General features: G+C 74.6%; 13 protein-coding genes. 12 read left to right on the top strand and 1 reads right to left on the bottom strand.

Annotated elements, in window-relative coordinates:
- Positions 1-2 precede the first annotated feature (2 nt).
- The 11 genes from nuoF to JOD57_RS09365 are packed head-to-tail and all read left to right on the top strand — an operon-like array spanning position 3 to position 14,633.
- Positions 3-1,331, top strand: a complete 1,329-nt coding sequence (gene nuoF / locus JOD57_RS09415) for an NADH-quinone oxidoreductase subunit NuoF (protein WP_204691791.1) — start codon at positions 3-5, stop codon at positions 1,329-1,331.
- Entirely contained in the window at positions 1,328-3,910 is a 2,583-nt protein-coding gene (locus JOD57_RS09410) for an NADH-quinone oxidoreductase subunit G (protein WP_204691790.1), read from the top strand. The genes nuoF and JOD57_RS09410 overlap by 4 nt, the downstream gene beginning before the upstream one ends.
- Complete coding sequence (gene nuoH, locus JOD57_RS09405) at positions 3,907-5,409, top strand: NADH-quinone oxidoreductase subunit NuoH (RefSeq protein ID WP_307824578.1); 1,503 nt, start codon at positions 3,907-3,909, stop codon at positions 5,407-5,409. Before JOD57_RS09410 ends, nuoH begins: the two co-directional genes overlap by 4 nt.
- Complete coding sequence (nuoI, locus tag JOD57_RS09400) at positions 5,402-6,052, top strand: NADH-quinone oxidoreductase subunit NuoI (RefSeq protein ID WP_275582072.1); 651 nt, start codon at positions 5,402-5,404, stop codon at positions 6,050-6,052. Before nuoH ends, nuoI begins: the two co-directional genes overlap by 8 nt.
- Positions 6,049-6,876 (top strand): NADH-quinone oxidoreductase subunit J, encoded by an 828-nt coding sequence (locus JOD57_RS09395; protein ID WP_204691789.1) that lies wholly within the window; start codon positions 6,049-6,051, stop codon positions 6,874-6,876. The genes nuoI and JOD57_RS09395 overlap by 4 nt, the downstream gene beginning before the upstream one ends.
- Entirely contained in the window at positions 6,873-7,172 is a 300-nt protein-coding gene (gene nuoK / locus JOD57_RS09390; RefSeq protein ID WP_204691788.1) for an NADH-quinone oxidoreductase subunit NuoK, read from the top strand. Before JOD57_RS09395 ends, nuoK begins: the two co-directional genes overlap by 4 nt.
- A 15-nt stretch (positions 7,173-7,187) precedes the next feature.
- On the top strand, positions 7,188-9,092 hold the full coding sequence (gene nuoL / locus JOD57_RS09385; RefSeq protein WP_204691787.1) for an NADH-quinone oxidoreductase subunit L: 1,905 nt from the start codon (positions 7,188-7,190) through the stop codon (positions 9,090-9,092).
- 49 nt (positions 9,093-9,141) lie between these two features.
- Positions 9,142-10,785, top strand: a complete 1,644-nt coding sequence (locus JOD57_RS09380; RefSeq protein WP_204691786.1) for an NADH-quinone oxidoreductase subunit M — start codon at positions 9,142-9,144, stop codon at positions 10,783-10,785.
- On the top strand, positions 10,785-12,329 hold the full coding sequence (gene nuoN, locus JOD57_RS09375) for an NADH-quinone oxidoreductase subunit NuoN (RefSeq protein ID WP_204691785.1): 1,545 nt from the start codon (positions 10,785-10,787) through the stop codon (positions 12,327-12,329). The genes JOD57_RS09380 and nuoN overlap by 1 nt, the downstream gene beginning before the upstream one ends.
- Entirely contained in the window at positions 12,329-13,387 is a 1,059-nt protein-coding gene (locus JOD57_RS09370; RefSeq protein WP_204691784.1) for a polyprenyl synthetase family protein, read from the top strand. Before nuoN ends, JOD57_RS09370 begins: the two co-directional genes overlap by 1 nt.
- 40 nt (positions 13,388-13,427) lie before the next feature.
- Positions 13,428-14,633: a PQQ-dependent sugar dehydrogenase gene (locus JOD57_RS09365; RefSeq protein WP_307824577.1), complete on the top strand. Its 1,206-nt coding sequence runs from the start codon at positions 13,428-13,430 to the stop codon at positions 14,631-14,633.
- Here the strand turns inward: JOD57_RS09365 and JOD57_RS09360 are convergent.
- A complete protein-coding gene (locus JOD57_RS09360) occupies positions 14,630-15,292 on the bottom strand; it encodes a pyridoxamine 5'-phosphate oxidase family protein (protein WP_204691782.1) in 663 nt (220 codons plus the stop codon). The genes JOD57_RS09365 and JOD57_RS09360 overlap by 4 nt on opposite strands.
- 84 nt (positions 15,293-15,376) lie before the next feature.
- Between JOD57_RS09360 and pdxR the strand changes: the two genes are divergently transcribed.
- Entirely contained in the window at positions 15,377-16,759 is a 1,383-nt protein-coding gene (pdxR, locus tag JOD57_RS09355) for a MocR-like pyridoxine biosynthesis transcription factor PdxR (protein ID WP_204691781.1), read from the top strand.
- The last annotated feature ends 108 nt before the right edge of the window (positions 16,760-16,867 follow it).

The following is a 16,867-nucleotide window of genomic DNA, read 5'->3' as shown; positions in this document are numbered from 1 at the left end:
CCGTGCCCCTCACCCCCGTCCTCACCTCGCGCTGGGACGCCGACCAGCCCTGGCGCCTGTCCACCTACGAGTCGCTCGACGGCTACGCCGCGCTGCGCACCGCGCTGTCGATGTCGCCCGACGAGCTGGTCACCCTGGTCAAGGACTCCGGTCTGCGCGGACGCGGCGGCGCCGGCTTCCCGACCGGCATGAAGTGGAGCTTCATCCCGCAGCCCAAGCCGGGGGAGACGCCCACCGGCCCGGCCGCGATGCCCAAGTACCTCGTGGTCAACGCCGACGAGGGCGAGCCGGGCACCTGCAAGGACCTGCCGCTGATGATGACCGACCCGCACTCCCTGGTGGAGGGCGTGATCATCTCCGCGTACGCGATCCGGTGCCGGTTCGCCGTCATCTACGTCCGCGGCGAGGCGGTGCACGCCCACCGCCGGCTGGTCTCCGCCGTCGAGGAGGCCTACGCGGCCGGCTACCTCGGCACCGACGTCCTCGGCTCGGGCTACGACCTCGAGCTGGTCGTGCACGCCGGTGCCGGGGCCTACATCTGCGGCGAGGAGACGGCGCTGCTCGACTCGCTCGAGGGCTACCGCGGCCAGCCGCGCCTCAAGCCGCCGTTCCCCGCGGTCGCCGGGCTCTACGGCGCCCCGACGGTGATCAACAACGTCGAGACGCTGGCCACCGTCCCGTTCGTCGTCCGCGGCGGCGCCGAGTGGTTCAAGCGCTTCGGGCCGGAGAAGTCGCCGGGGCCGAAGATCTACTCGCTGTCGGGCCGCGTCGTGCGCCCCGGCCAGTACGAGGCCCCGATGGGCACCACCATGCGCGAGCTGCTGGCGATGGCCGGTGGCGTGCGCCCCGGCCACGAGCTGAAGTTCTGGACGCCGGGCGGCTCGTCGACGCCGTACTTCACCGCCGAGCACCTCGACGTCCCGCTCGACTTCGACTCGGTGGCCGCCGCGGGCTCCATGCTCGGCACCACCGCGCTCATGGTGTTCGACGAGACCGACTCGATCGTCGAGGCCACCCTGCGGTTCACCGAGTTCTACGCGCACGAGAGCTGCGGCAAGTGCACCCCGTGCCGCGAGGGCACCTACTGGCTGGTGCAGGTGCTGCAGCGGATGGTCGACGGCCGCGGGACCGCGGCCGACCTCGACCTGCTCACCGACACCTGCGACAACATCCTCGGCCGGTCGTTCTGCGCCCTCGGTGACGGCGCGACCAGCTGCATCACCAGCTCGCTGAAGTACTTCCGCGACGACTACGTCGCCCTGCTGCCGCCCGAGGAGCAGGCCCGCCTGGGCCGCTCCCTGCGCCTCGAGCCCGTCGGAGTCGCCTCGTGACCTTGACACCCACCAGCCCCGAGCCCGCCGCGGCGGTGCCGCCCGGCGTCCCCGGGCCGCACACCCCGCCCGACGCCGTGCACTGCACCATCGACGGCTTCGACGTCGCCGTGCCCAAGGGGACGCTGATCATCCGGGCCGCCGAGATGGTCGGCATCCAGATCCCGCGGTTCTGCGACCACCCCCTGCTCGACCCGGTCGGTGCCTGCCGGCAGTGCCTGGTCGAGGTGGAGGGCCAGCGCAAGCCGGTCGCCTCCTGCACCATGCCGGTCAGCGACGGCATGGCCGTGCACACCCAGCTGACCAGCGCGGTCGCCGACAAGGCGCAGCAGGGCACGATGGAGCTGCTGCTGATCAACCACCCGCTGGACTGCCCGGTCTGCGACAAGGGTGGTGAGTGCCCGCTGCAGAACCAGGCGATGAGCAACGGCCGCGCCGAGTCCCGCTTCGTCGACGTCAAGCGGACCTATCCCAAGCCGCTGCCGATCAGCAGCCAGGTCCTGCTCGACCGCGAGCGCTGCGTGCTGTGCGCCCGCTGCACCCGCTTCTCCCAGCAGGTGGCCGGCGACCCGTTCATCGAGCTGTTCGAGCGGGGCGCGCTGGAGCAGGTCGCCGTCTACGAGGACGAGCCCTTCTCCTCCTACTTCTCCGGCAACACCACCCAGATCTGCCCGGTCGGTGCGCTCACCAGCGCCCAGTACCGGTTCCGCTCGCGGCCCTTCGACCTGCGCAGCGAGCCCTCGGTGTGCGAGCACTGCGCCTCGGGCTGCTCGATGCGCACCGACTACCGGCGGGGCAAGGTCATGCGCCGGCTGGCGGGGGAGGACCCGGCGGTCAACGAGGAGTGGACCTGCGACAAGGGCCGCTACGCCTTCCGCTACGCCGCCACCAACGACCGGCTGACCACCCCGCTGGTCCGCCGCGACGGCGTGCTGGAGCCGGCGTCCTGGCCCGACGCCTGGGCGGCCGCGGCCGAGGGCCTGCGCGCCGCCCGCGCGGCCGGCGGGGTGGGGGTGCTGCCCGGCGGCCGGCTGACGGTCGAGGACGCCTACGCCTACGCCAAGTTCGCCCGGGTCGCGCTGGGCACCCACGACGTCGACGCCCGCGCCCGCGCGCACTCGGCCGAGGAGCAGGCGTTCCTCACCGCGCACGTCGCCGGCACCTACCCCGACAGCGGCGCGGTGACCTACGACGACCTCACCGCCGCCCCGGCCGTGCTGCTCGCCGGCTTCGAGCCGGAGGAGGAGTCGCCGATCGTCTTCCTGCGGCTGCGCCGCGCGGTGCGCAAGGGCTCGCTGAGGGTCTACGACCTGGCGCCCTTCGCCACCCGCGCGGCGCAGAAGCTGCGGGCCACCGTGCTGGTGACCCTCCCGGGCACCGAGGCGCGGGCGCTGGGCGCGCTGGCCGAGGGCACCTGGGGCGGGCCGGCCGTCGAGGCGCTGCGGCAGCCCGGCGCGGTCGTGCTCGCCGGCGAGCGGCTGGCCGAGGTCCCGGGCGCCTTCACCGCGCTCGCCGCGCTGGCCCGCGCCACCGGGGCCCGGGTGGCCTGGGTGCCGCGGCGGGCCGGGGAGCGCGGCGCGGTGGAGGCCGGCGCCCTGCCGGGGCTGCTGCCGGGCGGGCGCCCGGTCGCCGACCCGGTGGCACGGGCCGAGGTGGCCGCGCTGTGGGGCCTGGACCCCACCGGTCTCCCGGCCGCGCCGGGCCGCGACACCACCGGCATCCTCACCGCCGTCCGCGACGGGCGGCTGGGCGGCCTGCTCGTCGGCGGCGTCGACCCGGCCGACCTGCCCGACCCGCAGCTGGCCGAGGCGGCCCTGGCGGCGGCGTCCTTCGTCGTCAGCCTCGAGCAGCGGCCCGGCTCCGTCACCGAGCACGCCGACGTCGTCCTGCCGGTCGCCGCCGCGCCGGAGAAGGCGGGCAGCTATCTCGACTGGGAGGGGCGGGTGCGCTCCTTCGACGCCACGCTGCACGGCACCGGGCAGCTGCCCGACGGCCGGGTGCTGCACGGCCTGGCCGAGTACCTCGACGTCGACCTGCGGCTGCCCACGCCCGAGGCGGCCCGCGCCGAGCTCGCGGCACTCGGTGCCGCCCCCGAGCGGGCCGAGGCCACCGGGCTCGACGTCCCGCCGCTCACGACCCCGCAGCCGGGCGAGGGCGAGGCGCTGCTGGCCTCCTGGCGGCAGCTGCTCGACGTCGGCACGTTGCAGCGCGACGAGCCCGAGCTCGCCGGCACCGCCCGCCCGCCGGTGGCGCGGCTGGGCGCCGAGGCCGCCGCCCGGCTCGGCCTGGTCGACGGCGACGGGCTCACCGTCACCGGCGCCACCGGCTCGGTGACCCTGCCGGTGGCCGTCACCGAGATGCCCGACGGCGTGGTCTGGCTGCCGATGCGCTCACCCGGCAGCGAGCTGCGCACCCAGCTGGGTACCGCGCCCGGCGGCGTCGTCGGTCTCAGCGGCGGCCGTCCCGGCGGCCTCCCGGCCGGCGCGGGAGGTGCCGCGGCGACCGAGCTCGCGGGGTCGTCCCGCGGCCGAGCACCCGGGGGCGCGACCGCGACGAGCGCCGGCGAGGCCCGGTCGTGACCCTGCTCGCCGTCGCCGCCGACCAGCCGACGCTCGAGGACTTCGGGCGCGACGTCTGGTGGATCGTGCTCCTCAAGATCGTCGGCGTCTTCGCGGTCCTCGTGCTGATGACGCTGTTCGCGATCGTCTTCGAGCGCAAGGTCGTCGCCCGCATGCAGCAGCGCTCCGGCCCCAACCGGGTCGGCCCGCGCGGGTCGCTGCAGAGCCTGGCCGACGGGCTCAAGCTGGCCTTCAAGGAAGACATCATGCCGGCGCTGGCGGACCGGCCGGTCTACTTCCTGGCCCCGGTCCTGGCCACCGTCCCGGCGTTCCTGGCCTTCTCGGTCATCCCGCTGGGCCCGATGGTCAGCATCTTCGGCCAGCGCACCCCGCTGCAGCTGACCGACGCCCCCATCGGTGTCCTCATCGTGCTGGCCTGCTCGGCGATGGGGATCTACGGCATCGTGCTGGGCGGCTGGGCCTCCGGCTCGACCTACCCGCTGCTGGGCTCCCTGCGCAGCGCGGCGCAGATGGTCAGCTACGAGATCGCGATGGGGCTGTCGATCGTCGCGGTGTTCCTCTACGCCGGCTCGATGTCGACGTCGGAGATCGTCGCGGCCCAGGCCGACGGCAACCAGGTGTCCTTCTTCGGCCTGGACTTCACCGGGCCGAGCTGGTTCGCCGTCCTGCTGCCGGTCAGCTTCGTCATCTACGTGATCGCCGTCGTCGGTGAGACCAACCGCGCGCCCTTCGACCTGCCGGAGGCCGAGAGCGAGCTGGTCGGCGGCTTCCACACCGAGTACTCGTCGCTGAAGTTCGCGCTGTTCTTCCTCGCCGAGTACATCAACATGGTCACCGTCTCGGCCCTGGCCGCGACGCTGTTCCTCGGCGGCTGGCGGGCTCCGTGGCCGCTGTCGATCTGGGACGGCGCCAACTCCGGCTGGTGGCCGCTGCTGTGGTTCTTCCTCAAGGTCACCGCCGCGCTGTTCGTCTTCATCTGGCTGCGCGGCACGCTGCCCCGGCTGCGCTACGACCAGTTCATGCGCTTCGGGTGGAAGGTGCTCGTCCCGACGGCGCTGGTCTGGATCGTCGTCGTCGCCACGATGCGCACCGTCTCCCGCGAGGCGGACCTGTCCACCGGGCAGGTGGCGCTGTTCGTCGGCGTGCCGATCGCGCTGCTGGTGCTCGCCGGCCTCGCGATCGCCAGCCGGATGAGCAACCGCGACACCCGGATCATGGCCGAGCAGGCCGCGGCCGGGGCGGTCCGGGCGACCGAGCCGGACGCGGAGGTCCTGCCGCCGGCCGGACCGCGGCGCCGGCCCGCGCAGGGCACCGGCCCGTCGCGCGCCGAGGGCGGCTTCCCGGTGCCGCCCATGGACCTGACCGTGCCTCCCTCACCCCGGCTGCGCCGCGCCGAGCCGGTCGGCGCCCCGGCCGGCCGGCCCGACGGGAGCGGGGTCGTCAGCAGCGGCCGCCGCGGCAGCACCGCCACCCGCGCACAGGAGGACCCCGATGGCTGAGCAGGACCCGACGACGACCGGCCAGGAGAAGGGCCTCGCGCAGGCGTCGAGGGGTGCGGTGGAGCGGGCCGGCGGTGACGTCGCCGCCCCGCCGGCCCGCCGCAGCCTGCTCCCGGCGCCCGGCCAGGGCTTCGGCGTCACCTTCGGCCAGATGTTCAAGAAGGTGACCACCGAGCAGTACCCCGAGACGCCGAAGGTGACCAAGCCGCGCTACCACGGCCGGCACGTGCTCAACCGGCACCCCGACGGGCTGGAGAAGTGCGTCGGCTGCGAGCTGTGCGCCTGGGCCTGCCCGGCCGACGCGATCTACGTCGAGGGCGGCGACAACACCGAGGACGAGCGCTACTCGCCGGGGGAGCGCTACGGGCGCGTCTACCAGATCAACTACCTGCGCTGCATCTTCTGCGGGCTGTGCATCGAGGCCTGCCCGACCCGCTCGCTGACGATGAGCAACGACTTCGAGCTGGCCGACGACAACCGCCAGGACCTGATCTACACCAAGGAGCAGCTCATGGCGCCGCTCCTGCCCGGGATGGAGGCCCCGCCGCACGCGATGCGGCTGGGCGACGACGAGAAGGACTACTACGTGCGCGAGCCGCAGCAGGGCTCCGCGGCGGAGCCCGTCACGGTGGAGCGGGCATGAGCGCGCTGGCCGCGGCCGCCGACACCTCGGTGCAGCTGGGCACCGGGGAGGCCGTCGTCTTCTGGGTCCTCGGGCCGATCGCGCTGGCCGGGGCGCTGGGGATGGTGTTCAGCCGCAACGCCGTCCACTCGGCGCTGTGGCTGGTCAACACGATGCTCGCGCTCGGCGTGTTCTACGTCGTGCAGGAGGCGCCGTTCCTCGGGGCGGTGCAGATCATCGTCTACACCGGTGCGATCATGATCCTGTTCCTCTTCGTCCTCATGCTGGTCGGCCGCGACTCCTCCGACTCGGTGGTGGAGACCCTGCGCGGCCAGCGGGTGGCGGCGATCGTGCTCGGGGTGGGCTTCGCCGGCCTGGTCGGCGCCGGCATCGCCCGCGCCACCCAGGACACGGTGGCCACCGGACTGAGCGGCGCGCAGGGCGAGCAGGGCAACATCGAGGCGATCGCCGAGGTGCTGTTCACCCGCTACCTGCTGGCCTTCGAGGTGACCAGCGCGCTGCTGATCACCGCGGCCGTCGGCGCGATGGTGCTCGCCCACATCGAGCGCGAGCCCGGCACCCGCCGCACCCAGAAGGAGCTGTCCCGGGCGCGCTTCCTCACCGACCGGCCGCAGACGTTCCCGGGCCCCGGCGTGTACGCCCGCGCCAACTCCGTCGCCGCCCCCGCGCTGCTGCCCGACGGCCGCCCGTCGGAGGAGACCGTGGCCACCGGCAGCGAGGCGCAGGAGGTCGACCAGATGCCGCGTCCGACCGGCCGGGCCCAGCTCGGCAGCCCCGACGCGGCGCTCGGCACCACGGGCGGCGTGGAGGACGGTCACCGGTGACGCTGACGTACTACCTGGTGCTGGCCGCGATCCTGTTCACCATCGGCGCGGTCGGGGTGCTGGTCCGGCGCAACGCGATCGTCGTGTTCATGTGCATCGAGCTGATGCTCAACTCGGTGAACCTGACGCTGGTCACCTTCGCCCGGGCCACCGGCACCGTCGACGGCCAGATCATGGCCTTCTTCGTGATGGTCGTGGCCGCCGCCGAGGTCGTGATCGGCCTCGCCATCATCATGTCGATCTACCGGACCCGCCGGTCGGCGTCGGTCGACGACGCCAACCTGCTCAAGTACTGACGGGAGCCGGGGACCATGGACACCGTCGCGGCCGAGGGGCTGCTCAGCTCCGCCTGGCTGGTCGTCGCGCTGCCGCTGGCCGGCGCCGCCGTCCTGCTGCTGGGCGGCCGGCGCACCGACCGCTGGGGCCACCTGCTGGGGACGGCGACCGTCGTCGCCGCCTTCGTCGTCGGGCTGCTGTGCACCGTGCAGCTGGCCGGCACCGGCTCCCGCTCGGTCGACGTCGACCTGTTCACCTTCGTCTCCGCCGGCTCGCTCGACGTGCAGGCCGGCCTGCTGGTCGACCCGCTGTCGGCGACGTTCGTGCTGCTGATCACCGGCGTGGGCGCGCTGATCCACGTCTACTCGATCGGCTACATGGCGCACGATCCGCGCCGGCGCCGGTTCTTCGCCTACCTCAACCTGTTCGTCGCGGCGATGCTGCTGCTGGTCCTCGGCGACAACTACGTGGCCCTCTACGTCGGGTGGGAGGGCGTGGGCCTGGCCTCCTACCTGCTCATCGCCTTCTGGCACGAGCGCCCGGCAGCGGCGACCGCCGCCAAGAAGGCGTTCATCATGAACCGGGTCGGCGACGTCGGCCTGGCACTGGCGATCTTCGTGATGTTCGCCCAGCTCGGCACGGTCAGCTACGAGGGCGTCTTCGGCGGGGTCGGCGCGCTGGCCGGCGGCACGGTCACCGCGATCGGCCTGCTCCTGCTGCTCGGGGCGTGCGGCAAGTCCGGCCAGTTCCCGCTGCAGGCCTGGCTGCCCGACGCCATGGAGGGCCCGACGCCGGTCTCGGCGCTCATCCACGCCGCCACCATGGTGACCGCGGGGGTCTACCTCATCGCGCGGTCCGCGCCGATCTACGACCTGACCCCGACCGCACGCTCCGTCGTCCTCGCCGTCGGCGCGGTCACGCTGCTCATCGGCGCGATCGCCGGCTGCGCGTACGACGACATCAAGAAGGTGCTGGCGTACTCCACGGTCAGCCAGATCGGCTACATGTTCCTGGCCGTGGGCCTCGGCCCGGTCGGCTACGCCGCCGGCATCGCCCACCTGCTCACCCACGGCTTCTTCAAGGCCGGGCTGTTCCTCGGCGCCGGGTCCGTGATGCACGCGATGGACGACCAGGTGGACATGCGCCGCTTCGGCGGGCTGGCGCGCACGCTGCCGGTCACCTTCGTGACCTTCGGGCTGGGCTACCTCGCGCTCATCGGCTTCCCGTTCCTGTCCGGCTACTGGACCAAGGACGCGATCATCGAGGCGGCGTTGGACCGCGGCGGGACGTCGGGCTGGCTGCTGGGCGCGGTCGCGGTCGTCGGCGCCGGGCTGACCGCCTTCTACATGACCCGGCTGATGCTCATGACCTTCCTCGGCCGGCCGCGGTGGACCGACGGCGTGCACCCGCACGAGTCGCCGTCGGTGATGACCGCGCCGATGGTCGTGCTGTCGATCGGCTCGGTGGCCGCGGGCTTCCTGCTGGTCAACGTCTTCCCGCTCGACGAGTGGCTGGCCCCGGTCTTCGGCGCCCCGGAGGAGGCCGCGCACGTGGTCGCGCCGGCCGTCGTCGGGATCGTGGTGACGGCGGTGATGCTGGTCGGCGTCCTCGCCGCGTGGCTGTTCGTCGGCCGCCGCGAGATCCCGGTGGTCGCGCCCTCGCGCGTCTCCCCGGTCACCCGTGCCGCCCGGAAGGCCCTCTACGCCGACACGGTCAACGAGTCGCTGTTCATGCGCCCCGGCCAGTGGCTGACCCGCGCGCTGGTGTGGGTGGACAACCGCGGGGTCGACGGCGCGGTCAACGGCCTGGCCGCCACCCTCGGCGGCTCGTCGTCGCGGCTGGGCCGCGCGCAGACCGGCTTCGTCCGGTCCTACGCACTCGGGATGCTCGGCGGCGCGGTCGTCGTGGCCGGGGCGCTGCTGGCGGTGACGGCCGGGTGAAGCAGCCTGACCAGCGAAGGGGAGAGGACGACGACATGAGGACCGTGGCGTGAGCGACTCCCTGCTCCTGCTCGCGATGCTGGTGGTGCCCGCGGTGGGCGCCGCCGGCGTCGCGGCGCTGCCCCGCGCGAACCCGGCCCTGGCCCGCCAGGTCACCCTGGGCGTGAGCCTGGTGGTGCTGCTGCTGGCCGTGCTGGCCACGGTCGCCTTCGACCCCGGCGGCGAGCGGTTCCAGCTGACCACCTCGACGCCGTGGATCCCCGGCTTCGGCGTCGACTTCGCCCTCGGCGTCGACGGCATCGCCCTGGTGATGCTGCTGCTGGTCGGGGTGCTCGTCCCCGTCGTGGTGCTCGCCTCCTGGCGCGACGTCCCCCCCGGGCGCCGCTCGATGCGCGCCTTCTGGGCCTGGCTGCTGCTGCTCGAGGCGTGCATGGTCGGCGTCTTCGCCGCCACCGACGTCTTCCTCTTCTACGTCTTCTTCGAGGCGATGCTCGTCCCGATGTACTTCATCGTGGGCAGCTTCGGCGGCCCGCGCCGGCAGTACGCCGCGGTGAAGTTCTTCCTCTACAGCCTGGTCGGCGGGTTGATCATGCTCGCCGCCGTGATCGGGCTGTACGTGGTCAGCGAGTCGGCAGGGGAGGGCACCTTCGCCTTCGAGGCGCTGCGCGACATCGACATCGACCCGGGCGTGCAGCGGCTGCTGTTCCTCGGCTTCTTCCTGGCCTTCGCCATCAAGGCACCGCTCGTGCCGTTCCACACCTGGCTGCCCGACGCCGGTGCCGAGGCGCCGATCGGCGGCTCGGTGCTCCTCGTCGGCGTCCTCGACAAGGTGGGCACCTTCGGCTTCCTGCGCTACTGCCTGCCGCTGTTCCCCGACGCCTCCCGCGAGTTCGCGCCGTACGTGCTGGCGCTCGCCGTCGCCGGGGTGCTCTACGCGGCGCTGCTGGCGATGGGGCAGAGCGACATGAAGCGGCTGGTCAGCTACACCTCGATCGCCCACTTCGGCTTCATCGCGCTGGGGATCTTCGCCTTCACCACCGAGGCCGGCACCGGCGCGGTGCTCTACATGGTCAACCACGGCATCGCGACCGGCCTGCTGTTCCTCGTCGTCGGCATGCTCATCGCCCGCGGCGGCTCGCGGCTGGTCGGCGACTACGGCGGTGTGGCCAGCGCCGCACCCAAGCTGGCCGGCGTCTTCCTCGTCGCGGGGCTGGCCTCGCTGGCGCTGCCGGGCACCAACAGCTTCGTCAGCGAGTTCCTCGTGCTCATCGGGTCGTTGCCGACGCGGCCGGTGTTCACGGTGCTGGCCACCGTCGGCATCGTCCTGGCCGCGCTGTACGTGCTGCTGCTCTACCAACGGACGATGCACGGCCCGCCGCGCGGGGTGCTGGCCGAGACCGGGGACGACACCGGGACGCCCGCGGGCGGCGGCCACGGCGCGTCCGCCGCGACCGCCACCGCCACGGCCACCCTCACCGCCCCCGCGCCCGCCCGCGCGGTCCTGCGGGTGCGCGACCTGTCCCGCCGGGAGGTCGCCGTCGTCGCCCCGCTGGTGGCGCTGATCCTCGTGCTCGGCGTCCACCCGCAGCCGCTGATCCGGCTGATCGAGCCGGCCGTCGCCGCCACCATGAGCGACGTCGGCGCCGACCCGGCCGGCACCACCCCCGCCACCTCTCCCGAGGGGACCGACTGATGCCGATCGAGGCCCCCGACCTCTCGCTGGCCGCGCTCGCACCGCTGCTGTTCGTCTTCGGTGCCGCCTGCACCGGAGTGCTGGTGGAGGCGTTCGGCCCCCGCGACCGGCACGCGGTCCAGGTCGCCATCGCCCTCGTCGGCACCGTCGGGGCGCTGGTCAGCACGCTGCTGCTGGCCGGCACCCGCGAGGTCACCGCGGGTGGGGCGCTGGCCGTCGACGGTGCCGGGCTGTTCCTCCAGGCCACCATCGCCGGCCTGGGCGCGCTGTCGGTCCTGCTGTTCGCCGAGCGCAACCTCGACCCGGCCCGCTCGGCGTTCGTCGTCTCCGCGGCCGTGCCGGCCGGCAGCGTCCGCGACCGCGAGCTGCTCACCGTCCAGCGGGTGCAGACCGAGGTCTACCCGCTGGCGGTCTTCGCCATCGGCGGCATGATGCTCTTCGTCACGGCCAACGACCTGCTGGTCATGTTCGTCGCCCTCGAGGTGCTCAGCCTGCCGCTGTACCTGATCAGCGGCCTGGCCCGCCGGCGCCGGCTGCTCTCGCAGGAGGCGGCGGTCAAGTACTTCCTGCTCGGGTCGTTCGCCTCGGCGTTCTTCCTCTACGGCCTGGCGCTGGTCTACGGCGCCACCGGCAGCGTGCGGCTGGCCGACGTCCGCGAGGCCGTGGGCACCGGCGGAGGCGACGTCCTCCTGGTCCTCGGGCTGGCGCTGCTCGTCGTCGGCCTGCTGTTCAAGGCCAGCGTGGCGCCGTTCCACACCTGGACGCCCGACGTGTACCAGGGCGCACCCACCCCGGTGACCGCCTTCATGGCCGCCTGCACCAAGGTCGCCGCCTTCGGTGCCGTCCTGCGGCTGCTCTACGTCGCCTTCGGCACCGACGAGTGGACCTGGCGGCCGCTGGTCTACGGCGTGGCGATCGTGTCGATGGTGGTGGGCGCCGTCCTCGGGCTCACCCAGACCGACCTCAAGCGGATGCTGGCCTACTCGTCGGTGGCGCACGCCGGCTTCCTGCTCACCGGGGTCCTCGGGTTCTCCGTCGCCGGGGACGCCGCGGGCTCCGGGCTGTCGGCGACGATGTTCTACCTGCTCGCCTACGGCCTGACCACGCTGGGCGCGTTCGCCGTCCTCACCCTGGTGCGCAGTGGCGACGGCGAGGCCACCCACCTGTCGCAGTGGGCGGGTCTGGCCCAGCGCTCGCCGCTGACCGCCGCGGTGATGAGCCTGTTCCTGCTCGCCCTGGCCGGGATCCCGCTCACCAGCGGCTTCACCGGCAAGTTCGCCGTCTTCCGGGCCGCGATCGAGGACGGCGCCTGGCCGCTGGCGGTGGTCGCCCTGCTGGCCAGTGCGGTGGCCGCGTTCTTCTACCTGCGGGTCATCGTGCTCATGTACTTCTCCGAGCCCGCGGCCGACGGACCCACCGTCGGCGTGCCCGGTCTGCCCACGACCGTCGTGCTCGCGGTGACGGCGGCGGCCACGCTGGTCCTCGGGATCGTCCCCGGGTCGGTGCTCGGTCTGGCGGACCAGGCGGCTATCTTCGTCGGTTGATGACCGGACCCCGTGCCGCCGTCGACGGGATCGCCCCGGCCGAGGTCTGGCACCGCATCTCCACCCCCGCCTCCACCGTGGGCGCCTGGCTGCCCGACGGGCCGCTCGGGACCTCGCTCACCGACGGCCTGGGCCGGGTGGAGGCGGCGCTGACCACCGCCGTGGCCAGCGAGCACTCGTTCGTCTCCGAGGCGGCCGGGCACCTCATGGCCGCCGGCGGCAAGCGGTTCCGGCCCATGCTGACGCTGCTGGCCGCGCAGCTCGGCGACGCGCAGGCCCCCGACGTCGCGCGGGCGGCCGTCGTCTGCGAGCTCACGCACCTGGCGACGCTGTACCACGACGACGTCATGGACGAGGCCGCGGTGCGCCGCGGAGCACCCAGTGCCAACAGCCGCTGGACCAACAGCGTCGCCATCCTGACCGGCGACTTCCTCTTCGCCCGCGCCTCCGACATCCTCGCCGACCTCGGGCCCGAGGCGGTGCGCATCCAGGCGCGCACGTTCGAGCGCCTGGTGACCGGGCAGATCCGGGAGACCGTGGGCGCGCGCCCCGGCGAGGACCGGGTGGCGCACTACCTCGAGGTGCTCGCCGACAAGACCGGCTCCCTGGTGGCCACCTCGGCCCGTTTCGGCGCCTCCTTCGCCGGCGTCGACCCCGTGCTCGTCGAGGCGCTCACCCGCTTCGGCGAGCTGGTCGGCGTGGCCTTCCAGCTCTCCGACGACCTGCTCGACATCGTCAGCGAGGACGGTGCCTCCGGGAAGTCGCCGGGCACCGACCTGCGCGAGGGCATCGCCACCCTGCCGGCGCTCATCGCCCTGGCCGGCGACGAGCCCGCCGAGGCCCGGCTGCGCGAGCTGGTCGCCCGCCCGCTGTCCGACGACGCCGAGCACGCCGAGGCCCTGACGCTGCTGCGCGGGTCGGCCGCGCTGGCCCGCGCCACCGAGGTGCTGCGCGACTACGCCGACCGCGCCCAGGCGTCCCTCTCGGAGGTCCCCGCCGGCGAGGTCCGCGACGCCCTCTCGGCGCTGTGCGACTACGTGGTGACCCGCACCAGCTAGCGGACGGCGCCGTCCGGCGGCCTCGGGGATGCTCGGCGGGGTGATCGGTTCCCGCGCCCTGCCCGCGCCGCTGGGAGCCCTGGTGCTCCTCGCCGGCTGCAGCGTCGCCCAGGACGACGAGGGAGCTCCGGACGTCCCCCCAGTGACCGGGAGCCCCTCGGTGGCGGTCCCGGCGCTGCGGGTGGAGACCGTCCTCGACGGGCTCGACCACCCCTGGGACGTCGCCCGCGCCCCCGACGGGACCCTGCTCGTCGACGAGCGAGGCGGCGGCTTCACCGCCGTCCTGCCCGACGGCACCGTGCGCGAGGTCGAGGCCGACCTCTCCGACCTGTTCGCCGACGGCGAGACCGGCCTGATGGGACTGGTGCTCGACCCGGCGTTCGCGCAGAACCGGCGCCTCTACACCTGCCAGGGTGTCGAGGAGGACGGCGGCGCGGAGATCCAGGTGCTCGCCTGGACCGTCGACGCCGGCTGGACGGCGGCGACCCGCGTGGACGACCCGTTGCTCGGGGACGTCCCGGTCAACGAGCGCACCGGCCGGCACAGCGGCTGCCGCCTGCGCTTCGACCCCTCGGGCGCGCTGCTCGTGGGCACCGGGGACAACGCCGTCGGCAGCCACGCCCAGGACCTCTCCACTCCGGCGGGCAAGGTGCTGCGCATCGACCCGGCCACCGGCGGCCCGGCGCCGGGCAACCCGTTCGCCGACTCCCCGGACCCGGTCACCCGGCTGGTGCTCAGCTACGGCCACCGCAACGTGCAGGGCATCGCCGTCCGGCCCGGGACGGGGGAGGTCTACACCGTCGAGCAGGGCACCGGCCGCGACGACGAGGTGAACCGGTCGGTGGCGGGCGGCAACTACGGCTACGACCCCGACGGCGCACCCGACGGGCCGGCGGGCCGGTACGACGAGAGCGTCCCGATGACCGACCTCGACATCGACGGCGCCATCCCCGCCGTGTGGTCCTCCGGCGACCCGACCATCGCCACCAGCGGCGGGGAGTTCGTCAGCGGCGCGCAGTGGGGCGGCTACGACGGCGTCCTACTCCTGGGCGTGCAGAAGGACACCGGCGTGCTGGCGCTGCGCCTCGGCGCGGACGGCCGGCTGGTCGAGCAGTTCCGGGTGCCCGAGCTGGAGGACACCCACGGCCGGGTGCGCACGCCCCTGCTCGGTGCCGACGGCGCGCTGTACCTCACCACCGACAACGGCGAGGGCGAGGACCGCCTGCTCCGGGTGACCCCCGCCTAGCCCAGTGCCCGTCCGGCCACCCGCTCGGGGACCGGCGTCCCGGCCGGCAGCAGCGGGTCCGGCTCGGGGGTGCCGACGACGGTGCGCAGCGGCAGGACGCCGGCCCACACCGGCGCGGCCAGGTCCTGCTCGTCGTCGCCGGGCGGGCCCGTGCGGACCTTCACGCTGGCCTCGGCCAGGTCCAGGGCCAGCAGCGCCGTCGCGGCCAGTTCCTTCCGGTCCGGCTGCCGGGTCGCCGTCCAGGAGCCCGGCGCCAGGTGCTCGGTGAGGGCCTCCAGCCCGAGCAGGAGCTCGGCGGGCTCGCTGACCGGCCGCGCGGACCCGTGGACGACGGCGCAGCGGTAGTTCATCGAGTGGTGGAACGCCGACCGGGCGTAGACCACGCCGTCGAGGTGGGTGACGGTGAAGCACACCGGCCCGCCGGCCGCCGCGGCGCGCAGCGTGGCCGCGCCGGTGGAGCCGTGCAGGTACAGGGTGTCCTCCCGCCGCCCGTAGCCGGTGGGCAGCACGACGGGAGCGCCGTCGAGCACGACCCCGAGGTGGCCGACCAGCCCCGCGTCGAGGACGGCGTACAGCTCGGCGCGGTCGGTCCGGGCGCGCTTGGCGCTCCGGCGGACGGTGCTGCGGGCGGTGGGGGAGAGCGGCGGTGCGGTGTCCACACCTCCACCCTGGGGCGCCGGGTGGCCTCCCGGAAGGGCCAGTACGCTGCCGATCGGCCAGGCCACTGGACGACGGAGGTGCCCGTGGACGTCCCGCCCGTCGTGCTGGACCGCGCGTCCGGGCGGCCGCTGTCGGTGCAGCTCGCGGACGCGCTGCGGACGGCGGCCGCCGGCGGGGTGCTGCGCCCGGGCGACCGGCTGCCGTCCACCCGCGAGCTGGCCGTGGCGCTGCAGGTCAGCCGCACCGTCACCTCCGCCGCCTACGACCAGCTCCTGGCCGAGGGCTGGGCGGCCGGACGGCGCGGGGCGGGCACCTTCGTCGTCGGGTCGGCTCCCGGCGGGTCCACCGCGCCGGCACCGCGCCCGCCGTCGCGGTCCCCGGTCCCGCCGTCGGTCGACCTGCGGGCCGGGACGCCCTGTCTCGAGGTGCTCGACCGCGCGGCGTGGCGGCGGGCCTGGCGGGCGGCCGGCGACGTCCCGCCCGACGCCGGCCCGGAGCCGGCCGCGGACGCGGGCTTCCAGCTCGCCGTCACCGAGCACCTGCTGCGGCACCGCGGGCTGCCCGCCGACCCGGCGGACGTGCTGGCCACCGCGGGCACGTCCGCGGCGGTGGCCGAGGTCGCCCGCCTCCTGCCCCGGGGCAGCCGCGTCGGCATCGAGGACCCCGGTTACCAGCGGGCGGCCGGCGCGCTGCGCGCGGCCGGCATCGAGGCGGTGCCGTGTCCGGTGGACGACGACGGGCTGGTCGTCGAGGCGCTCCCGGCGGACCTGACCGCCGTCTACTGCACGCCGGCGCACCAGTTCCCGCTGGGCCGGCGGCTGTCCGCGGCGCGGCGGGTGGCGCTCGTCGCCCGGGCGCGGGCGGAGGGGTGGTGGGTGCTGGAGGACGACTACGACGGCGAGCTGCGCTACGACGTGGCCCCGCTGCCGCTGCTGGCCGCGCTCGGCCCGGACGTCGTGGTGCACCTCGGGACGAGCAGCAAGGTCGTCAGCCCGACGCTCGGCACCGGGTGGCTGGTGGCGCCGGCGTCACTGCGCGCGGAGCTGGTCGCCGCCCGGACCGCCACCGGGACGCGCCCGGCGCGGGCGGGGCAGCGCGTGCTCGCGGCGCTCGCCGCCTCCGGGGACCTGTCCCGGCACCTGCGGCGGCTGCGCCGGGAGCTGGGCGAGCGGCGCGGCCTGGTCCTGGACGCGCTGTGCGCGGCCGGGGTGCCGGTGACCGGTGACCCCGCCGGGGCACACGTGTTCGTCCCGCTGCCGGACCGGGCGGGCGAGCAGGCCGTCGTCGCCGCGGCGGCCGCGACCGGGATCTCCCTCGACGCGCTGGCCCGGCACCTGGCCGGCCCCGGGCCGCACCGGCCGGCCGCCGGCCTGGTGCTCGGCTTCGCGGCCCCACCCCGCGCGGAGCTGGTCCGCGTCCTGCCGGTCCTCGGCGGTGTGCTCCGCGAGGCGCTCGACCGGGCCTGAACGCGGACCGGCCCGCCTCCCGGAAGGGGGGACGGAGGAAGGACCCCGTCCTCCCCACCCTTCGCGCGCTCCGGGTGGGACCCGGGACGGGGCCAGGCCCGGATCGGC

The organism is Geodermatophilus bullaregiensis (assembly GCF_016907675.1).
GTDB lineage: Bacteria > Actinomycetota > Actinomycetes > Mycobacteriales > Geodermatophilaceae > Geodermatophilus > Geodermatophilus bullaregiensis.
This window is presented reverse-complemented; position numbering and strand designations above follow the sequence as displayed.